This is a genomic window from Alphaproteobacteria bacterium (assembly GCA_020638555.1).
Classification (GTDB): Bacteria; Pseudomonadota; Alphaproteobacteria; order Bin95; family Bin95; genus JACKII01.
This window is the reverse complement of sequence record JACKII010000002.1, coordinates 625,983-643,162: the sequence shown is the minus strand read 5'-3', so window position 1 is coordinate 643,162 and position 17,180 is coordinate 625,983. Positions and strand designations below refer to the sequence as shown.

17 protein-coding genes are annotated in these 17,180 nt (G+C 67.9%); 15 read left to right on the top strand and 2 right to left on the bottom strand.

Annotation, left to right across the window (positions count from 1 at the left end; translation table 11 throughout):
- Nucleotides 1-116 precede the first annotated feature (116 nt).
- Nucleotides 117-554, bottom strand: a complete 438-nt coding sequence (locus tag H6844_08840) for a hypothetical protein (protein ID MCB9929507.1) — start codon at nucleotides 552-554, stop codon at nucleotides 117-119.
- 299 nt (nucleotides 555-853) lie between these two features.
- Here H6844_08840 and H6844_08835 point away from each other — a divergent pair, with 299 nt between their 5' ends.
- The 8 genes from H6844_08835 (at nucleotide 854) to H6844_08800 (ending at nucleotide 8,228) form a co-directional block, all read left to right on the top strand.
- Entirely contained in the window at nucleotides 854-1,786 is a 933-nt protein-coding gene (locus H6844_08835) for a glyoxylate/hydroxypyruvate reductase A (protein MCB9929506.1), read from the top strand.
- A gap of 210 nt (nucleotides 1,787-1,996) precedes the next feature.
- Nucleotides 1,997-2,212 (top strand): DUF1127 domain-containing protein, encoded by a 216-nt coding sequence (locus H6844_08830; GenBank protein MCB9929505.1) that lies wholly within the window; start codon nucleotides 1,997-1,999, stop codon nucleotides 2,210-2,212.
- A 137-nt stretch (nucleotides 2,213-2,349) separates the two neighbouring features.
- Nucleotides 2,350-2,559 (top strand): hypothetical protein, encoded by a 210-nt coding sequence (locus H6844_08825; protein ID MCB9929504.1) that lies wholly within the window; start codon nucleotides 2,350-2,352, stop codon nucleotides 2,557-2,559.
- A 90-nt stretch (nucleotides 2,560-2,649) separates the two neighbouring features.
- Nucleotides 2,650-3,336 carry an RraA family protein gene (locus H6844_08820; protein ID MCB9929503.1) on the top strand — a complete coding sequence of 229 codons (687 nt, stop codon included), beginning with the start codon at nucleotides 2,650-2,652 and terminating at the stop codon, nucleotides 3,334-3,336.
- A gap of 4 nt (nucleotides 3,337-3,340) precedes the next feature.
- Nucleotides 3,341-4,096 carry an SDR family oxidoreductase gene (locus H6844_08815; GenBank protein MCB9929502.1) on the top strand — a complete coding sequence of 252 codons (756 nt, stop codon included), beginning with the start codon at nucleotides 3,341-3,343 and terminating at the stop codon, nucleotides 4,094-4,096.
- Between the two features lie 252 nt (nucleotides 4,097-4,348).
- On the top strand, nucleotides 4,349-5,416 hold the full coding sequence (locus H6844_08810) for an alpha/beta fold hydrolase (protein MCB9929501.1): 1,068 nt from the start codon (nucleotides 4,349-4,351) through the stop codon (nucleotides 5,414-5,416).
- Nucleotides 5,413-7,863: a plasma-membrane proton-efflux P-type ATPase gene (locus tag H6844_08805; GenBank protein MCB9929500.1), complete on the top strand. Its 2,451-nt coding sequence runs from the start codon at nucleotides 5,413-5,415 to the stop codon at nucleotides 7,861-7,863. Before H6844_08810 ends, H6844_08805 begins: the two co-directional genes overlap by 4 nt.
- A 143-nt stretch (nucleotides 7,864-8,006) precedes the next feature.
- Nucleotides 8,007-8,228 (top strand): hypothetical protein, encoded by a 222-nt coding sequence (locus H6844_08800; GenBank protein MCB9929499.1) that lies wholly within the window; start codon nucleotides 8,007-8,009, stop codon nucleotides 8,226-8,228.
- 108 nt (nucleotides 8,229-8,336) lie between these two features.
- On the opposite strand, the gene H6844_08795 is transcribed toward H6844_08800, so the two are convergent.
- Nucleotides 8,337-9,494: a PLP-dependent transferase gene (locus tag H6844_08795; protein ID MCB9929498.1), complete on the bottom strand. Its 1,158-nt coding sequence runs from the start codon at nucleotides 9,492-9,494 to the stop codon at nucleotides 8,337-8,339.
- A gap of 114 nt (nucleotides 9,495-9,608) precedes the next feature.
- On the opposite strand from H6844_08795, the gene H6844_08790 reads away from it, so the two are divergent.
- The 7 genes from H6844_08790 to H6844_08760 all read left to right on the top strand — a co-directional run bounded on the left by H6844_08790 (nucleotide 9,609) and on the right by H6844_08760 (nucleotide 17,030).
- Nucleotides 9,609-10,787 (top strand): aminotransferase class V-fold PLP-dependent enzyme, encoded by a 1,179-nt coding sequence (locus tag H6844_08790; protein ID MCB9929497.1) that lies wholly within the window; start codon nucleotides 9,609-9,611, stop codon nucleotides 10,785-10,787.
- 180 nt (nucleotides 10,788-10,967) lie between these two features.
- Nucleotides 10,968-12,611 (top strand): GMC family oxidoreductase N-terminal domain-containing protein, encoded by a 1,644-nt coding sequence (locus H6844_08785; GenBank protein ID MCB9929496.1) that lies wholly within the window; start codon nucleotides 10,968-10,970, stop codon nucleotides 12,609-12,611.
- A 217-nt stretch (nucleotides 12,612-12,828) separates the two neighbouring features.
- Nucleotides 12,829-14,325, top strand: a complete 1,497-nt coding sequence (locus H6844_08780) for an FAD-dependent oxidoreductase (protein ID MCB9929495.1) — start codon at nucleotides 12,829-12,831, stop codon at nucleotides 14,323-14,325.
- A gap of 100 nt (nucleotides 14,326-14,425) precedes the next feature.
- Nucleotides 14,426-14,629, top strand: a complete 204-nt coding sequence (locus H6844_08775; protein ID MCB9929494.1) for a twin transmembrane helix small protein — start codon at nucleotides 14,426-14,428, stop codon at nucleotides 14,627-14,629.
- A gap of 2 nt (nucleotides 14,630-14,631) precedes the next feature.
- Complete coding sequence (locus H6844_08770) at nucleotides 14,632-15,198, top strand: cob(I)yrinic acid a,c-diamide adenosyltransferase (GenBank protein ID MCB9929493.1); 567 nt, start codon at nucleotides 14,632-14,634, stop codon at nucleotides 15,196-15,198.
- Between the two features lie 129 nt (nucleotides 15,199-15,327).
- Entirely contained in the window at nucleotides 15,328-16,077 is a 750-nt protein-coding gene (locus H6844_08765; protein MCB9929492.1) for an electron transfer flavoprotein subunit beta/FixA family protein, read from the top strand.
- Entirely contained in the window at nucleotides 16,077-17,030 is a 954-nt protein-coding gene (locus H6844_08760) for an electron transfer flavoprotein subunit alpha/FixB family protein (GenBank protein ID MCB9929491.1), read from the top strand. The genes H6844_08765 and H6844_08760 overlap by 1 nt, the downstream gene beginning before the upstream one ends.
- The last annotated feature ends 150 nt before the right edge of the window (nucleotides 17,031-17,180 follow it).

Below are 17,180 nucleotides of genomic sequence, written 5' to 3'. Positions count from 1 at the left end.
GCTGCTGTTCCTGCCGGAGCCAACAGGAGCGGGACACGGACCCGCCGGTCCTGTCGCGCTCTTCGCATTCAGGGGTCCCCTCTCCGGCGCTTCCGGCGCGGGAGTGTGCGGCGCGGCTATTGCCGGACGAAATGCCCCTCGGTCGGGCCGCCGCCCCAGACATAATGCCCGTCCAGCGAGCCGTCCGGCCGCATCACATAGTGGATCTTGCCCCCGTCCGGCAGCGGTTCCAGTTGCAGCGTATTGCCGGTGATCTGCCCTTTGAGCCGGGTGCTGCCGGCGTGGATACTCCAGTTGAGCGCGTCGGCCCAGGCATAGGTCGCCTGCACCTGGCCCGTCGGGCTCACCGTCTCGACGACAAGCAATGCGTCCAGCACGCGCTGCCACTTGCCGCGCCACGTCCCCGAAAAGGCCGCCATCTGCGCCGGCACGTCGCTGGCCGGCGCCACCACCGCCGTCCCGGCGGGCGCCACCGCCGGCATGGGCGGCTCGACGGTCTTGCATGCTGAGAGCGCCAGCAGCAACGCCGCGGGAATCAGAAGGGAACGGTTCATGGTCTCTCCTTTGAGAACCGAAGGATAGCCACACCATATTAGGTCAGATGGCCGGGCAAACCAAGGTCGGCAGCGCGGCCGATCGGGAGCGAAGACCGCGTGGCACTATCGCCGAGGCGCGGCATTTGGTCTGGGCCGGATCGGACCAGGCCGCCCCACCCCTCACCCCGATAGCGGATTGCAACCCGCTGAATCCGGGGTCGAATATGCCTCAGCCGCCCGGAACGCGCCGGACACCGGTCTCGACTTGGGGTCGGATTTGCCGTAGACCCGCCTCAACAGAAGAGCGTGAGGCAATCATGGTTTCGATCGTTTTCAAGGCCGGCGCCGGCAATCCGGACGAATGGCACCGCGAACTCCGCCAACGCCTGCCGAATCTGGACTGGCGGGTTTGGCCGGATGTTGGCGACCCGGCAACGGTCGACTTCGTGCTGGCCTTCAAGGTCGAGCCCGGCTTTTTCGCGCACTTCCCCAACCTGAAAGGCATTCTCGCCACCGGCGCCGGCGTCGACGGCCTCTTTGCCGATCCGGACGTGCCCGCGCATCTGCCGATCGCCCGCATCGTCGACCCGTATATGACGCAGCAAATGGTGCAGTGGGCCACCTATGGCGTTCTGCACTTCTATCGCCGGTTCGACGAATACGCCGCCCTGCAACGCAAGGCGGAGTGGCGGGAGTTGGGCCCCCCCTCGCGGCACCCCCCGCGCGTCGGTGTGCTGGGCTTCGGCGAGATCGGCGGGGCCATCGGTCGCGGCCTGCTGGCGCTCGGCTTCTTCGTGAACGGCTGGACGCGGTCGCCCCGCGACCTTGGCCCGATCGACAATTATGCCGGCTGGGACCGGCTGGATGCCTTTCTGGCGGCCAGCCCGTTCCTGGTCTGCTCGCTGCCCCTCACCAGCGAGACCGACGGCATCCTGAATCGCGCCCGTTTGGAGAAACTCCCCCGCGGCGCCGTCCTGTTGAACCTGGCACGGGGCAGCCATGTGGTCACCGACGACCTTCTGGCGCTCTTGGACGAAGGGCAGTTGCTGGGCGCGGTGCTGGATGTGACCGATCCGGAGCCCCTGCCGGCGGGCCATCCGCTGTGGCGACACCCGAACGTCATCCTCACGCCGCACGAAAGCGGCATCACCACGCCGGCCACCGCCGCCGAACAGGTGGCCACCAATGTGGGGCGCATTCTCGCCGGCCAGCCCGTCGTCAATCCGGTGGATGTCAGCCGCGGCTACTGACGCGCGCGCCTTCGCCCACGCCCAGGCCCGCGCCCACGCCCAGCCCATCGCGGTATAATGGTATGCCTTTTTCCACTTGTAGCGGCTGAGTTTTCCCAACAATCATAGCCATGCATATATTGCGGCGCAGCATTGCATCAGCCCCCCTAACGGAATTCAACGGGCGGGCTATTTATATTGCAATGCAACACAAACCCAGGAGACAGTGTCATGGGTACCGCAACGCTCTTTTCGCCCAGCGCCGCCACCGCTCCGGTCGCTGAAACCCGCACCACGGGTCGGCTTCGCACCTTCGTCCGCGAGTGGGTGGAGCGGATGCAGCAGCGCCAGCAGCTGGCCGCGATGAACACCTACGAATTGCGAGACATCGGCCTGACCCGGTCGGATGCCATGCTGGAAATCAACAAGGCCCCCTGGCAGCGCTAGCACACCGGTCGGCGGCGGTCACGGCCGCTGCCGGCTTGTGCCCAGCGCACGCTTCGCCTGCCGCCCTGTCGCGTGATGCAAGACCGCATCCGCCGCGCCGCGCAGGCAGCCGTCCCCGATCCCGAGGAGTTGCTCTCATGGGCTCCGCCACGATTTTCACGCCGCAGCCGATTGCTGCGCCGGCCCGCGCCTCGCTGTTGCAGCGTCTGCGGGAGCGATTTGGGCATTGGTTTGCCAAGCCCCATTCCGACCAGGACGCCGCAACCATCGGCAACGAGCTGCGGGCCGATGTCGGCCTGCCGCCGATGGTCCACACCACCGAGCCGTTTGCAAGCTGGCGTCCGTAATCCTTCCGCCGCCCTGCCGTAGCGTTTGAGCCGCGCGGGGACGACCGCTAGAGTGCGGGCTTTCGCGACCTGTCGAAAGCCCGCATTTTCATGACCGTCCATCCGCCCGCGCTCCTCGAAGAGCTGGCCCGTTTCGACACCCCGGCCGTCTGCAACGGCCTGGAGGTGCTGGACCCGTCCTATACGCTCTTCAGCTATACCAAGGACTTCCTGGTCTGCTCGCACCCGGACCGGCCGGCCCGGGTCGGCTATGCGCGCACGGCCCAGATCCGCACCACCCCGCCCCAGGGCGAGGACCCGGCCGCGCTGAAGGCGCGCCGTCTCGCCTGGTACGACCATGTGGCCGGCGACGAGGGGCCGCAGATCGCCGTGCACCAGGACCTGGATGCCGCCCACGGTCTCGCCGCCTGCTGGGGCGACGTGATGGCGACGGTGCATCTCTCCCTGGGCGTCGTCGGCGTCGTCACCAACGGCGCCATTCGCGACATTCCCGGCATGCCCGACGGCATCCAGATGCTGGCCACCGGCGAGAAGCCCAGCCACGGCGAATTGCACATGGTCGCATTCGGCCAGCCGGTGCAGGTGGCAGGCCTGCGCGTCGCCGACGGCGACCTGGTGCATATGGACCGCAACGGCGCCGCCGTCATCCCCCATCATCTGGCCGCCGCCCTGCCCGCCGCCGTGCGCCGGGTGGCCGAGCGCGAACAGGCCATCATCGCCGCCGCACGCCAGGGCCGGGCCAACTGGCCGGCGGTGCGCAAGCTGATGGGGGGCTGAGCTCATGGCCGCCCATCCTTTCGACCTGACCGGCCTCACCGCCTTTGTCGCCGGCGCCGGACGCGGCCTCGGCCGGGGCTGTGCGCTGGCGCTGGCCGCCGCCGGGGCCGAGGTGGTCTGTGCCGCCCGCACCGAGCACGAATTGACGGCGCTGGCCGCCGAGATCGAAGCGGCGGGCGGCAAGGCCAGCGTCTCTGTCCTCGATGTCACCGACCGGGCCGCCAGCCGCGCCGCCATCGCCGCCCTGCCCCGGCTCGACATCCTGGTTGCCAATGCCGGCAGCAACCGGCCCAAACCCTATCTGGAGGTGCCGGACGAAGACCTGGACTTCCTGCTGGACCTGAACCTGGCCGCCATGTTCGTGCTGGGCCAGGCGGCGGCACAGAAAATGCTGGCGGAAGGCCATGGCGGCTCCATCATCCACATGACCAGCCAGATGGGCCGGGTCGGCGGGCCGAACCGCAGCGTCTATTGCGCCACCAAATGGGGGCTGGAAGGGCTGGTGCGCGCGTCGGCGATCGAACTGGCGCCGCACGGCATTCGCGTCAACGCGGTCGCGCCGACCTTCGTCGACACGCCGCTGACCAAGCCGTTCTTCGAGGACCAGGCATTTTCGGACTGGGTCATGGACCGCCTGCCCATCGGCCGGCTGGCGACGGTGGAAGAGGTTGCCGCCGCCGTCGTCTATCTCGCCGCGCCCGCCGCCGCCAGCGTCACCGGCACCAGCCTTGCGGTCGACGGCGGCTGGACGGCGCAATAGGAACCGTCCGCCGCCTGCGCGACTTGGTACCGGAGGGTTGAACGCGCAACCGGACAACCGACATGGAATGGCACTTCCTGTTCGGATCGGATGGCCGTGATTGCGGCAAAGACCAGGGGATGTCGGCAAGATCGCCCCTTGTCTGGCCGTGCTTCGACCACCGCGCTCCGCCCCTATGCGAGAGACACCGATATGACCAAGCGCGCGCCCCGCAAGCCGGCACACGAACACTCCGTTCCCTGGTTCTGGCCCATGGCCGCCGCGGCGGAGTTCGAAGAGGCCGGCCTTCGCCTGTTTCAGGACAATCTCCGCTTCATCGAGGAAGCGGCCGAGATCGAAGCGCCTCCGCCGCCCGAATGGGCAACGGCAAACCGCATTCTCCGCGATCTCGACACAATGCGCTTCCGCGACTTCTCCGCCGCCGACGCACCCGCGCTTCCGGTTCTGGTGGATGCGCCCTATGCCGGGCATTCCTCGACGATTGCCGACTATGACAAGGGCCAGAGCCTGGTCGAAACCCTGCTGGGCAATGGCTTGCAACGGGTCATGGTCTTCGACTGGAAGTCGGCGACGGCTGCGATGCGCGATTACGACATCGACAAATACCTGAGCGATATCGACACCGCCGTCGCGGCGGTCGGCGGGCGGGCGCATCTGGTCGGCCTCTGCCAGGGCGGCTGGATGTCGGCGATGTACACCTGCCTGTTTCCCGAGAAAGTGGCGTCGCTGGTGCTTGCCGGCTCGCCGATCGACACCGATGCCGGCGACGGCCCGATCAAAAGGCTCGCCCACGAAATGCCCCTTGTGACCTACGAGGAAATGGTGGCCTCCGGCGGCGGGCGGATGCTGGGGCAGTACATGCTGGCCGGCTGGAAAAACATGCATCCGGGCGAGCAATACCTCAACAAATTCATCGACCTTTACGAGCATATCGAGGATCGCAATTACATCGAACGCACCGAGCGGTTCGAACGCTGGTACGAAAACCCGCTCGACCTGCCGGGCGCCTATTACCTCCAGGCCATCAAGCTGCTGTTCAAGGAAAACCTGTTCGCCAAGGGCGAGTTCGTGGCGCTGGGCCAGAGGCTTTCCCTCAAATCCATCGCCTGCCCGCTCTACCTGCTGGCGGGCGAAAGCGACGACATCACGACCAAAGAGCAGGTGTTTGCCGCCGCCGACCTGGTGGCCACACCGAAACGGCAGATCCGGCAAAAGCTGGTGCCCGGCGGGCATATCGGCCTGTTCATGGGCTCCAATACCCTGAAAAACGCCTGGCCCGACGTCGCCAAATGGATCGCCTCCACGGAGTCCGGCGCATGAGCCCGGACACCGCCGAACCTGCGGCGGCGGCCGACAGTCCCGATACCGATCTCACCACGGGCCTGACCGCGGCGGAAGCCGCAAGGCGCCTGGAGCGGTTTGGCCCGAACGAACTGGCCGAGAAGAAAACCAGCCCCCTGGAACGGCTGGCGCAGTATTTCTGGGCCCCGATCCCCTGGATGATCGAGGCGGCGGCCATCCTGTCCGCGGTGCTGGGCGACTGGCCCGACTTCGCCATCATCATGGCCATGTTGCTGGTCAATGCCGGCGTCGATTTCTGGCAGGAGCGCAAGGCCGGCAACGCCATCGAGGCGCTTAAGGCCCGGCTTGCGCCTGCCGCACGGGTGTTGCGCGACGGCACGTGGCAGACCCTGGCGGCGCGCGAACTGGTGCCCGGCGACGTGGTGCACCTGAAGCTCGGCGATATCACGCCGGCCGACATCCACCTGGCCGAAGGCGATTTTCTCAGCGCCGACGAGTCGGCCCTGACCGGCGAGTCGCTGCCGGTCGAGAAAAAACCCGGCGATACCGCGTATTCCGGCGCCGTCGTCAAGCTGGGCGAGATGACCGGCGTCGTCACGCAGACCGGCATGCACACCTATTTCGGCAAAACGGCGCAACTGGTGCAGTCGGCGGCGACCCGCTCGCATTTCCAGCGGGCGGTGCTGAATATCGGAAACTTCCTCATCATCACCACCATCGGGCTGGTGGTGATGATCCTGCTGGTGGCGCTGTTCCGCGAAACGCCGTTCTGGCAAACGCTGAAATTCTGCCTGATCCTGACGGTGGCGGCGATCCCGGTCGCCCTGCCGACCGTCCTGTCGGTCACCATGGCCGTCGGCGCCGAAAGCCTGGCGCGCATGAAGGCCATCGTCTCGCGCCTCGTCTCCGTCGAGGAACTGGCCGGGGTGGATGTGCTCTGCGCCGACAAGACCGGCACGCTGACCCGCAACGAACTGACCGTGGGCGATCTCCGGCCGGAGCCCGGAACCGACGCCGCCGCCCTGATGCTGGCGGCGCGCATGGCCAGCAATCGCGAAGACCCGGATGCCATCGACGCCGCCGTGCTCGCGGCCGACGGCGGCCGGACCGATGACGAAAGCGGCTTCGCGATCACCGCGTTCAGGCCGTTCGACCCGATCTCGAAGCGCACGGAAGTGGCAGCGACGAAAGACGGCCGGACCTTCCGCTTCAGCAAGGGCGCACCGCAGGTCATCCTCGACCTGGTCGCCTTGCAGGGCGGCGAGCGCAAACGCGTCGAGGACGCGGTGGAAGCCCTGGGCCAAAGCGGCTACCGGGCGCTGGGCGCAGCCCGCCGGGACGGCGACGGCGAGTGGCGGTTCCTGGGCCTGATCCCGATCTTCGACCCGCCGCGGGAGGACGCCGCGGCCACCATCGCCACGGCCCAGCAAATGGGCGTTTCGATCAAGATGATCACCGGCGACCACGACGCCATCGCCCGCCAGATCGCCGGCAAGCTGGGGCTTGGCGGCAATATCGTGTCGGCGGACCAGATGTTCGACGGCGACGGCGATGTCGCCCGCCGGATCGAGGGCGCCGACGGGGTTGCCCGGGTCCTGCCGGAGCACAAGTTCAACATCGTCCGGGCCTTGCAGTCGAACAATCACATCGTGGCGATGACCGGCGACGGTGTGAACGACGCGCCGGCGCTGAAACAGGCCGACGCGGGCATCGCCGTCAGCGGCGCCACCGACGCCGCGCGCGCTGCGGCCGACGTGGTGCTGACGGGAACCGGCCTCTCGGTCATCACCGCGGCGATCGAGGAGGCGCGGCGCATTTTCGAGCGCATGACCAGCTACGCCACCTTCCGCATCGCCGAGACGATCCGCGTGCTGGTGTTCATGACGCTGTCGATCCTGATTTTCGACTTCTATCCGGTCACGGCGGTCATGATCGTGTTGCTGGCGCTGCTGAACGACTTCCCGATCATGATGATCGCCTACGACAACGCCACGGTGGCGGCGCGGCCGCTGCGCTGGGATATGCGCCGCGTGCTGATCGTGGCCGCCGCCATCGGCCTGATGGGGGTGGCGGAGACCTTCCTGCTGTTCTGGTTTGCCGACCGGGTGCTGCAACTCCCGCGCGAGACGATCCAGACCGTCATCTTCCTGAAGCTTCTGGTCGCCGGCCATCTGACCATCTATGTCACCCGCAACCAGCGGTGGTTCTGGAACCGCCCCTGGCCCAGCGGCCGCCTGTTCTGGACCTGCGAGCTGACCCAGGTCGCCGGCACGCTCATCGCCGTCTATGGCCTGTTCGTGACGCCGATCGGCTGGCCCTACGCCCTGGCGGTCTGGGCTTACGCCCTGGCCTGGCTACCGGTCGAAAGCGCGGTCGCCCTCGCCATGCGGCGCATGGTGGGGCACCTGGCGAACCACGGGGCGAACCATGGGGCGAACCACGGGCCGTCAGGCCGAAACGCCTGAAAATCGATGGAAATCCGGACCCCGAGGCGGACTGCGCCTCGGGGGATCCGGAAAATCTCGCCAAATCAGTGACGCATTTCACAAACCGAACCGGCTCCCAGCCCCTACATCCATGAGAGGCAAAGGTCATGGGAGTTGTTGTGATGGCCCATTTCATCTGGTTCGATAACGACAATCTGGACTATGGCGGCATCGGCGCCGTCGAATATGGCAACGCGGTCGCGAGCATTGTCTGTCGCCGCCCGGTCGAGGCAAAGCGCACCGGCGCCGGAAACGACAACCCGCCACCGCTGTTCCGGCACGGCGAACCCAACAGCCTCTACGCCTTGCTGGAGGAAACCGTCACGCTGGAGTGCGAGGGCTGAGGGCGCTGGAGCGGACTCTTTTCCTGCTGGCGCACCAACCCATCTTCCCTGTCCCCGCTTGCGCGGGAGGTGGGGCGGGAGAGTGGCTCAACCAGGACCGAACGCACGCTAGCCCGACAGCGCCTGTTCCAGATCGGCCCAGAGGTCGTCCGCATCCTCGACGCCGACGGAGAGGCGGAGCAGGCCCTTCGGCACATCCGAATGCGGCCCCTCCACCGTCGCCCGGTGCTCGATCAGGCTTTCCACTCCGCCCAGGCTGGTGGCCGGAATGATCAGGCGCAGGCGGCTCACCACCCGCAGCGCCGCCTCCGCGCCGCCGGCCACGTCGAACGATAGCATGCCGCCGAACCCGCCCTGCATCTGCCGGGCGGAGACCCCGTGGCCGGGATCGCCCGCCAGGCCCGGATAGCGCACCACCTCCACCTTGGGATGTGCCGCCAGCCGTTCGGCCAGCACCTGCGCCACGGCCGAGGCTTGCCGCACCCGCAAATGCACCGTGCGCATGCCGCGCACCAGCAGCCAGGCCTCGAACGCCCCCAGGATCGGGCCGGAGCCGTGACGCTCGACCTCCACCGCCTGCCAGAGCGCGGCCCCCGGCGTGTTCGTGACCAGGGCGCCGGCCAGCACGTCGGAATGGCCGTTCAGGTATTTGGTGGCGGAGTGAAACACCAGGTCCGCCCCCAGCCCCAGCGGCCGGCACAGCACCGGCGTCATCACGGTCGCGTCCACCGCCAGCACCGCGCCCGCCCCGTGCGCCAGGTCCGCGGCCGCGGCGATATCGGTCACGGTCCAGAGCGGATTGGCCGGCGTCTCGATCCACACCAGCGCCGTCTCGCCGGGCCGCAGCGCCGCTTCCAATGCGCGCAGGTCGCCGGTGGCGAAGAAGCTGAGCGCCAGGCCCAGCCGCTCCGCATTGTCGCGCAGCCATTTCAGGGTGCCGAAATAGCCGGAATCCTGCACCGCCACATGGCTCCCCGCCGGCAGCGAGCGGAACAGCGCCGCGATGGCCGCCAGGCCGCTCGGAAACAGCCGGCAGGATTGCCCGCCTTCCAGCCCGGCGATGATCTCCTCGGCCAGGCGCACATTGGCGTTGTCGGCGCGGCCATAGACATAACCCGGCGCCGTCAAATCGTAATCCTGGCTGCGGCGGGCGAAGGTGGTGGCCGGCTGCCAGCCGGGGATCACGCCGCCAGTGTCCTCCTGCAACCGGTGCAGGGCCTGGGCGGCCAGGGTGTCGGGGTGCCAGTCTCGGGGATCGTGGGCCATGGGCGGGCTCCGGGATGCGCAAAAAGCGGGGTGGCGGGTACCAGAACGATTGACAGGGCTTTAAGCGCCGTGCTGCCTGCCCGGCAAGCGTCTTTGTCGGAGGTCTCCCGCTTCATGTCCCATCGCGCCGGTCGCCATTTCCTGCAAATCCCGGGCCCGAGCAACGTGCCGGACCGCATCCTGCACGCCATCGCCCATCCGACCATCGACCATCGCGGGCCGGACTTCGGCGCGTTGGGCCGCGAGGTGCTGACCGGCATTCGCCGCATCTTCCAGACCCGGCACCCGGTCGTGATCTATCCCGCCTCCGGCACGGGCGCGTGGGAGGCGGCACTGGTCAACACGCTCTCGCCCGGCGACCGGGTGCTGATGGTCGAGACCGGCCAGTTCGCCACGCTCTGGCGCGAACTGGCGGAGCGGCTGGGCCTGAAGCCGGAATTCCTGCCGGGCGACTGGCGCCGCGGCGTCGTGGCGGAGCAGGTGGAAGCCGCGCTCAAGGCCGATACCAAGGGCGAGATCAAGGCCGTCTGCTGCGTCCACAACGAGACCTCCACCGGCGCCACGTCGCGCATTGCCGAGGTGCGCAAGGCCATCGACGCCGCCGGGCACGGGGCGCTGTTCCTGGTGGACACGATCAGCGGCCTCGGCTCCATGGACTACCGCCACGACGAATGGGGCGTGGACGTCAGCGTCTCCGGCTCGCAGAAGGGCCTGATGCTGCCGCCGGGGATCAGCTTCAACGCGCTGTCGCCGCGGGCGCTGGAGGCGCGCAAGAGCGCCGGCTTCGCGGTCTCCTACTGGGACTGGCGGCCGATGCTGGACCTGAACGAGACCGGCTATTTCCCCTACACGCCGAACACCAACCTGCTCTATGGCCTGAAAGAGGCCATCGCCATGCTGGAGGCCGAGGGCCTGGCCAACGTCTTCGCCCGCCACGCCCGCCATGGCGAGGCCACCCGCCGCGCCGTGCAGGCCTGGGGGCTGGAGGTGCAGTGCCGGGAGCCGCTGGACTATTCCAACGTGCTCACCGCGGTCCGCCTGCCGGAGGGCCACGACGCCGACGCCTTCCGCAAGGTGGTGCTGGACCGGTTCGACATGTCGCTCGGCAACGGCCTCGGCAAGGTCAAGGGCCGGGTGTTCCGCATCGGCCATCTGGGCGATTTCAACGACAGCATGCTGATGGGCACGCTCGCGAACGTGGAAATGGGGCTGGGGCTGGCCGGCGTGCCGCATGCCAAGGGCGGCGTCGACGCGGCGATGACGGTGCTGACCGGCAATGCCGGACCGGCCTGACCTGTCGCCTCCCTCCCCTCCGGCGTCATTGCGAGGAGCCGGAGGCGACGAAGCAATCCAGGGAGTGCCAGGGTCCGACCGGATGGCGATGCTGGATTGCCACGCCCGCCACGCCGGCTCGCAATGACGACACGGTTGTACACGCCATGACGACGCGCCTTTGAAAGTCTCAGCAAGACCATGACCGACACCTCCACCTTCGACTATGTCATTGTCGGCGCCGGCTCGGCCGGCTGCGTGCTGGCGAACCGGCTCTCCGCCGACGGCAAGCACTCGGTCTGCGTGCTGGAGGCCGGCGGCAAGGACACCAACCCGTTCGTGCACATCCCGGCCGGCTTCATGAAGACGCTGACCGACAAGAGCGTGAACTGGCTCTATTCCGCCGAACCCAGCGAGTGGACCGGCGGCCGCCGCATCGCCGCCCCGCGCGGCAAGACGCTGGGCGGCTCGTCCTCGATCAACGGCCATATCTATAACCGCGGCCAGCGGGCCGACTATGACGGCTGGGCCCAGCGCGGCAATCGCGGCTGGGGCTATGCCGACATCCTGCCCTATTTCAAGCGCACCGAGCGCAAGGACGGCCCCGGCGACGACACCTTCCGCGGCAAGTCCGGCAGCTTCGTCGTCACCGACACGCCCTGGAAGCACGAGCTTTGCGAGGCGTTTATCGAGGGTGCCGTCGGCATGGGCATCCCGCGCAACCCCGACTACAACGGCGAGAGCCAGGACGGCGTCGGCTATTTCCAACGCGCGATCTACAAGGGCCGGCGCATGTCCGCCGCCCGCGCCTTCCTGCATCCGGCCATGAGCCGCCCGAACCTCCAGGTCATCACCCACGCGCACGCCACTCAAATCCTGTTCGAGGGCAAGCGCGCCGTCGGCGTGGAATACGCCCAGGGCGGCGCGCGCAAACGGGTGAGCGCGCGCCGGGAGGTGATCCTGTCCGGCGGTGTCGTGAACTCGCCACAACTGCTGCAACTGAGTGGCATCGGCGATCCGGAGCACCTGAAACGCATCGGCGTCGAGGTGCGGCACGCGCTCAAGGGCGTTGGCCGCAACCTGCGCGACCACTACGCCGTGCGCATGGTGGCGCGGGTCAAGAACACCTGGACCATCAACGAGAAATCGCGCGGCCTGGGCCTGATGGGCGAGGCGTTGAAGTATTTCACCGGCCAGCCCAGCATTCTCGGCCTCTGCCCGTCGCTGGTGCATTGCTTCTGGAAGAGCCACCCCGCGGTGGACGGCAACGACCTGCAAATGACCTTCACGCCCGCCAGCTACAAGGAAGGCGTGCAAAGCCAGCTCGACGATTTCCCGGCCGTCACCTGCGCGCCCTGGCAGCAGCGGCCGGAGAGCAGCGGCCACCTGCTCGCCCGGTCTGCCAATCCCTTCGAGGCGCCGGAAATCCAGCCCAATTATCTGGCGGACGAAATGGACCGGCAGGTGTTGCTGGGCGGAATGCGCCTCGCCCGGCAATTGCTGCAAACCCCGCCGATGCTGCGCTATTTCGAGCGCGAGGAGTTTCCCGGCGCGGACGCCCAGAGCGACGACGAGTTGCTGGCGTTCGCCAAGGAACGCGGCACCACCACCTTCCACCTGATGGGCACCTGCCGCATGGCGCCGCCGACCGACCCGACCGCGGTGGTCGACGACCGGTTGCGCGTCCATGGGCTGGAGGGGTTGCGCGTCGCCGATGCCTCGATCATGCCGATGATGCTGTCGGCCAATCTGAACGCCGCGACGCTGATGATCGGCGAGAAAGCCGCCGACATGATCCTGGACAAGGCCGCCCCCGACGCGGTCATCCTGCCGGAAGCGGCCTAGCCCCTCCCCGCTTTCCCGGCCGAGGCGGAGCCGAGGGCCGGGACCTCCGGCCGTGCGTGCTCGCGATGCGGGCGGCACGCCCGGCGGGAGGTCCCGGATAGCGGCTGCGCCGCTTCCGGGAATGCGCCGGCCCTTGCGCTTGCCCTTGCGCTTGACGGAGGGCGACCCGGCTGGGATGGAAAGATCACCGCCTGCAACCGACAAAAGGACCAATGGCATGGAAACGCACACGGCAGACGTCATCGTGGTCGGCTGCGGCATTGCCGGCCTCTCCGCCGCCGTGTCCGCCGCCGAGGCGGGCGCGACCGTCCATGTGCTGGAACGGGCGCCCCGGAACGACCGCGGCGGCAACACGCGCTACACCGAGTCCTTCTGGCGCATGAAGGACCACGACACCATCGCCGACGACTTTGCCGAGCGGCTGGCGGAGAACGCGGCCGGCTATCTCGACCCCGAAGTGACCAAGGACTATGCCCGCCCCTATGCGGAGTGGTCGCCGCTGCTGCGCGCCCAGCCCGCGCTCGACCCGGCCCTGATCGAGGCCTGGGGCGACGGCGCCGGCCCGGCCGTGCGTTGGCTGGAGAGCAAGGGTGCGAGGTTCGACTATCTGCCGATCTATTTCCTGACCGTCTCCACCTCGCGCCTGGCGCCGGTCGGCGGCGGCTGGGCGCTGGTGGAGGCACTGGCGACCTGGTGCGAGACCGAAGGCGCGTCCCAGGTCACCATCCATTACGAGACCACGGCCAAGGGCCTGATCCAGGACGAGGCCGGCCGCGTCGTCGGAGTCCGGGCGCAGGGCCCCGGCGGCCGCACCGAATATCGCGGCAGGTCGGTCGTGCTCGCCTCCGGCGGCTTCGAGGGCAATGCGGAGATGCTGGCGCGCTATTGCGGCCCCACCGCGCAATGGATCCGCCCCATCGCCAAGGGCGGCTATTTCAACCGCGGCGAGGGTATCCGCATGGCGCTGGACCTGGGGGCGGCGCCCGGCGGCGACTTCGGCAGTTTCCACGCCCAGCCGGTCGACCCGCGCTCCGGCGCCATCGAGGCGGCGGTGGTCACGTTCAACTATGGCCTGCTCGTCAACCTCGACGGCGACCGTTTTACCGACGAGGCACCGGCCACCGCGGATGCCTGCTACGAGGCCATCACCCGCGATATCCTGACCCAGAAAAAGGGCCTGGCCTACGTCATCCACGACGGCCGGCTCGACGACGTGCCCAACTGGCGCCTGGGCGTGCGCTCGGACCAGCCGCCGATCGAGGCGGAAACGCTGGAGCAACTCGCGGCCAGGCTGGGCCTCGACCCCGACCGCCTGCGCGCCAGCATCGACGCCTACAACGCCCACTGCCCGCCGGAGCCGACCGGTGACGCCTTCCGGCCCTTGGAACTCGACGGCCTCCGCACCCGCCCCGGCCTGGCACCGGCCAAGAGCAACTGGGCGCGGCCGCTCGACCGCGGCCCCTGGCGCGCCTGGCCGATCATGTGCGCCAACTGCTTCACCTTCGGCGGCCTGAAGGTGAACCCGGATGCGCAGGTGCTGGACATGGACGGCCGCCCCCTGCCCGGCCTCTATGCCGCCGGCGAGACCATGGGCGTCTATCACCGCACCTATACCGGCTCCACCAGCGTGATGCGCGGCTGCGTCTTCGGCCGGATCGCGGGGCACCATGCCGCAACCGCCCGGGGCCGGAACACCGCGACGCCGGAACCTTGAGGCCGCATTCCGGGGCGAGATGCCACTGCTGCAATCCTCTCGCGCGACCAGATATGGTGTCTATGATCGCTGAGCCCTTTCCGGCAGAAGACCCATTGTCATGAGTTCACTCCTCTATTTTCTGATCCCGCTGGCGGTCCTCGCCGTCGTGGTCGTGCTGGTCACCGGCGTTGTCGGCTTCGCCCGCGGCGGCAAGTTCAACCGCCAATACGGCAACAAGCTGATGCAGGCCCGCGTCATTCTCCAATTCATCGCCGTCATGCTGCTGTTGCTACTGGCGGTGGTCGGCGGGATGAGCGGCTAGCCATGGTGAAACTGACGAAAATCTACACCCGCGGCGGCGACAAGGGCGAAACCTCGCTCGGCACCGGCGCGCGCGTGCCGAAATACGCGCTTCGCGTCGAGGCCTACGGCACCGTCGACGAGGCCAATGCCGCCATCGGCCTGGCCCGCCTGCACACGTCGGGCGAGGCGGACGCGATGCTGGCGCGCATCCAGAACGACCTGTTCGACCTGGGCGCCGACCTCTGCACGCCGGAGACCGGCGGCGCCAAGGCCCATGGCGCCTTGCGCATTGTCGCCGCCCAGGTCGAGCGGCTGGAGGCGGAAATCGACGCCATGAACGAACGTCTGGCCACCCTGACCTCGTTCATCCTGCCGGGCGGTTCTGCCGCAGCGGCGTACCTGCACGCGGCCCGCACCATCGCGCGGCGGGCCGAGCGGCACATGGTGCAACTGGCCGGACACGAGCCCGTCAACGAGGCCGCCATCCGCTATATCAACCGGCTTTCGGACCATCTGTTCGTGCTGGCGCGCCACTGCAACGACGATGGCGCGGCCGACGTTCTCTGGGTTCCCGGTGGCAACCGGTGAGACCCGAGCCGCGATGAAGGCGCGCGGCCGGTCAGGCCCACCGTTGACACGCTGCCGCGCGCTCCGTAACTACATCGTCTCAGTTTTGCCTAGCAGGCGCATCACCTCCAGTAACGGAACGAGCCTCTCATGAAAGTCCTGGTCCCGGTCAAACGGGTCATCGACTACAACGTGAAAATCCGCGTCAAGGCGGATGGCACGGGCGTCGAGACCCAGAATGTCAAAATGTCGATGAACCCGTTCGATGAGATCTCCATCGAAGAAGCGGTTCGCCTGAAAGAGGCCGGCACGGCGACCGAGGTCGTGGCCGTTTCCATGGGTCCGGCCCAGTGCACCGAGACCATCCGCACGGCGCTCGCCATGGGGGCCGACCGCGGCATTCATGTGAAGACCGACGATGCGCTGGAGCCGCTCGCGGTTGCCAAGCTGCTGAAGGCGCTGGCCGAAAAGGAAGAGCCGCAGCTCATCATCGTCGGCAAGCAGGCCATCGACGACGACTCGAACCAGACCGGCCAGATGACCTCCACCCTGCTGGGCTGGTCGCAGGCCTGCTTTGCCAGCGAAGTGAAGATCGAGGGCGACAAGGCCACCGTCACCCGCGAGGTCGACGGCGGTCTGGAGACCGTGTCGATTTCCATGCCGGCGGTTGTCACCGTCGACCTGCGCCTGAACGAGCCGCGCTATGCCTCGCTGCCGAACATCATGAAGGCGAAGAAAAAGCCGATCGACGAGTATGCGCCGGCCGACCTTGGCGTCGACACCGCCCCGCGCCTCGCGGTGCTGAACGTCGCCGAACCGCCGAAGCGCGAGGGCGGCGGCAAGGTGGCCGATGTGCAGGAACTGGTGTCCAAGCTGATGACGGAGGCGAAAGTCATCTAATGAGCGTCCTCGTTGTAGCCGAAGTTAACGGCAGCCAAATTGCCCCGGCCACCCGCAATGCGGTGACCGCGGCCACCCAGATCGACAGCGACGTGCACCTGCTGGTCGCCGGCAGCGAAGGCAGCGGCGATGCAGCCGCGGCCGGCGCCAAGATCGCCGGCATCACCAAGGTCCTGCATGCCGACGATGCGGTCTATGCCAACGGCCTGGCCGAGAACATGTCGAAGCTGATCGCCGATCTCGCCGGCAATTACAGCCACGTGCTGGCCGCCGCGACCAACCAGGGCAAGAACATCCTGCCCCGCGTCGCCGCCGCGCTGGACGTGATGCAGATCTCGGAAATCACCGAGGTGAAGTCGGCCGACACCTTCGTGCGTCCGATCTATGCCGGCAACGCGCTGGCGACGGTGCAGTCGTCGGACGGCGTCAAGGTCATCACCGTGCGCGCCACGGCGTTCGATGCGGCCCCGGCGACCGGCGGTTCCGCCAGCGTCGAGAGCGCGGCCAGCGCCGGCGATGCGGGCCTCTCCTCCTTCGTCGGCCGCGAGCTGACCAAGTCGGAGCGTCCGGAACTGACCCAGGCCGGCATCATCGTCTCCGGCGGCCGCGGCATGGGCTCCGGCGACAATTTCAAGATCCTGGAAGAACTGGCCGATGAGCTGGGCGCCGCCGTCGGCGCCTCGCGTGCGGCGGTCGATGCCGGCTTCGTGCCGAACGACTACCAGGTCGGCCAGACCGGCAAGGTGGTCGCGCCCGAGCTTTACATCGCCGTCGGCATTTCCGGCGCGATCCAGCATCTGGCGGGCATGAAAGACTCCAAGGTGATCGTCGCGATCAACAAGGACGAAGAAGCCCCGATCTTCCAGGTGGCCGACTACGGCCTGGTCGGTGACCTGTTCACCGCCGTGCCGGAACTGACCGCCGAAATCAAGAAGCGCCGCGCCGAAGCCTAAGGCTCACGGCCGCAGCACAAGGGAGGAGCGTCACCCAACCGTCCGATACCGGGCGGGTGGAGTTGGCGCTCTTTCTGTATTGAGGGGCAGCATACCCGGTTGCGATTGCCGAACCCCGGCTCGAAACCGCCCACCACGGCCAAACGCCGT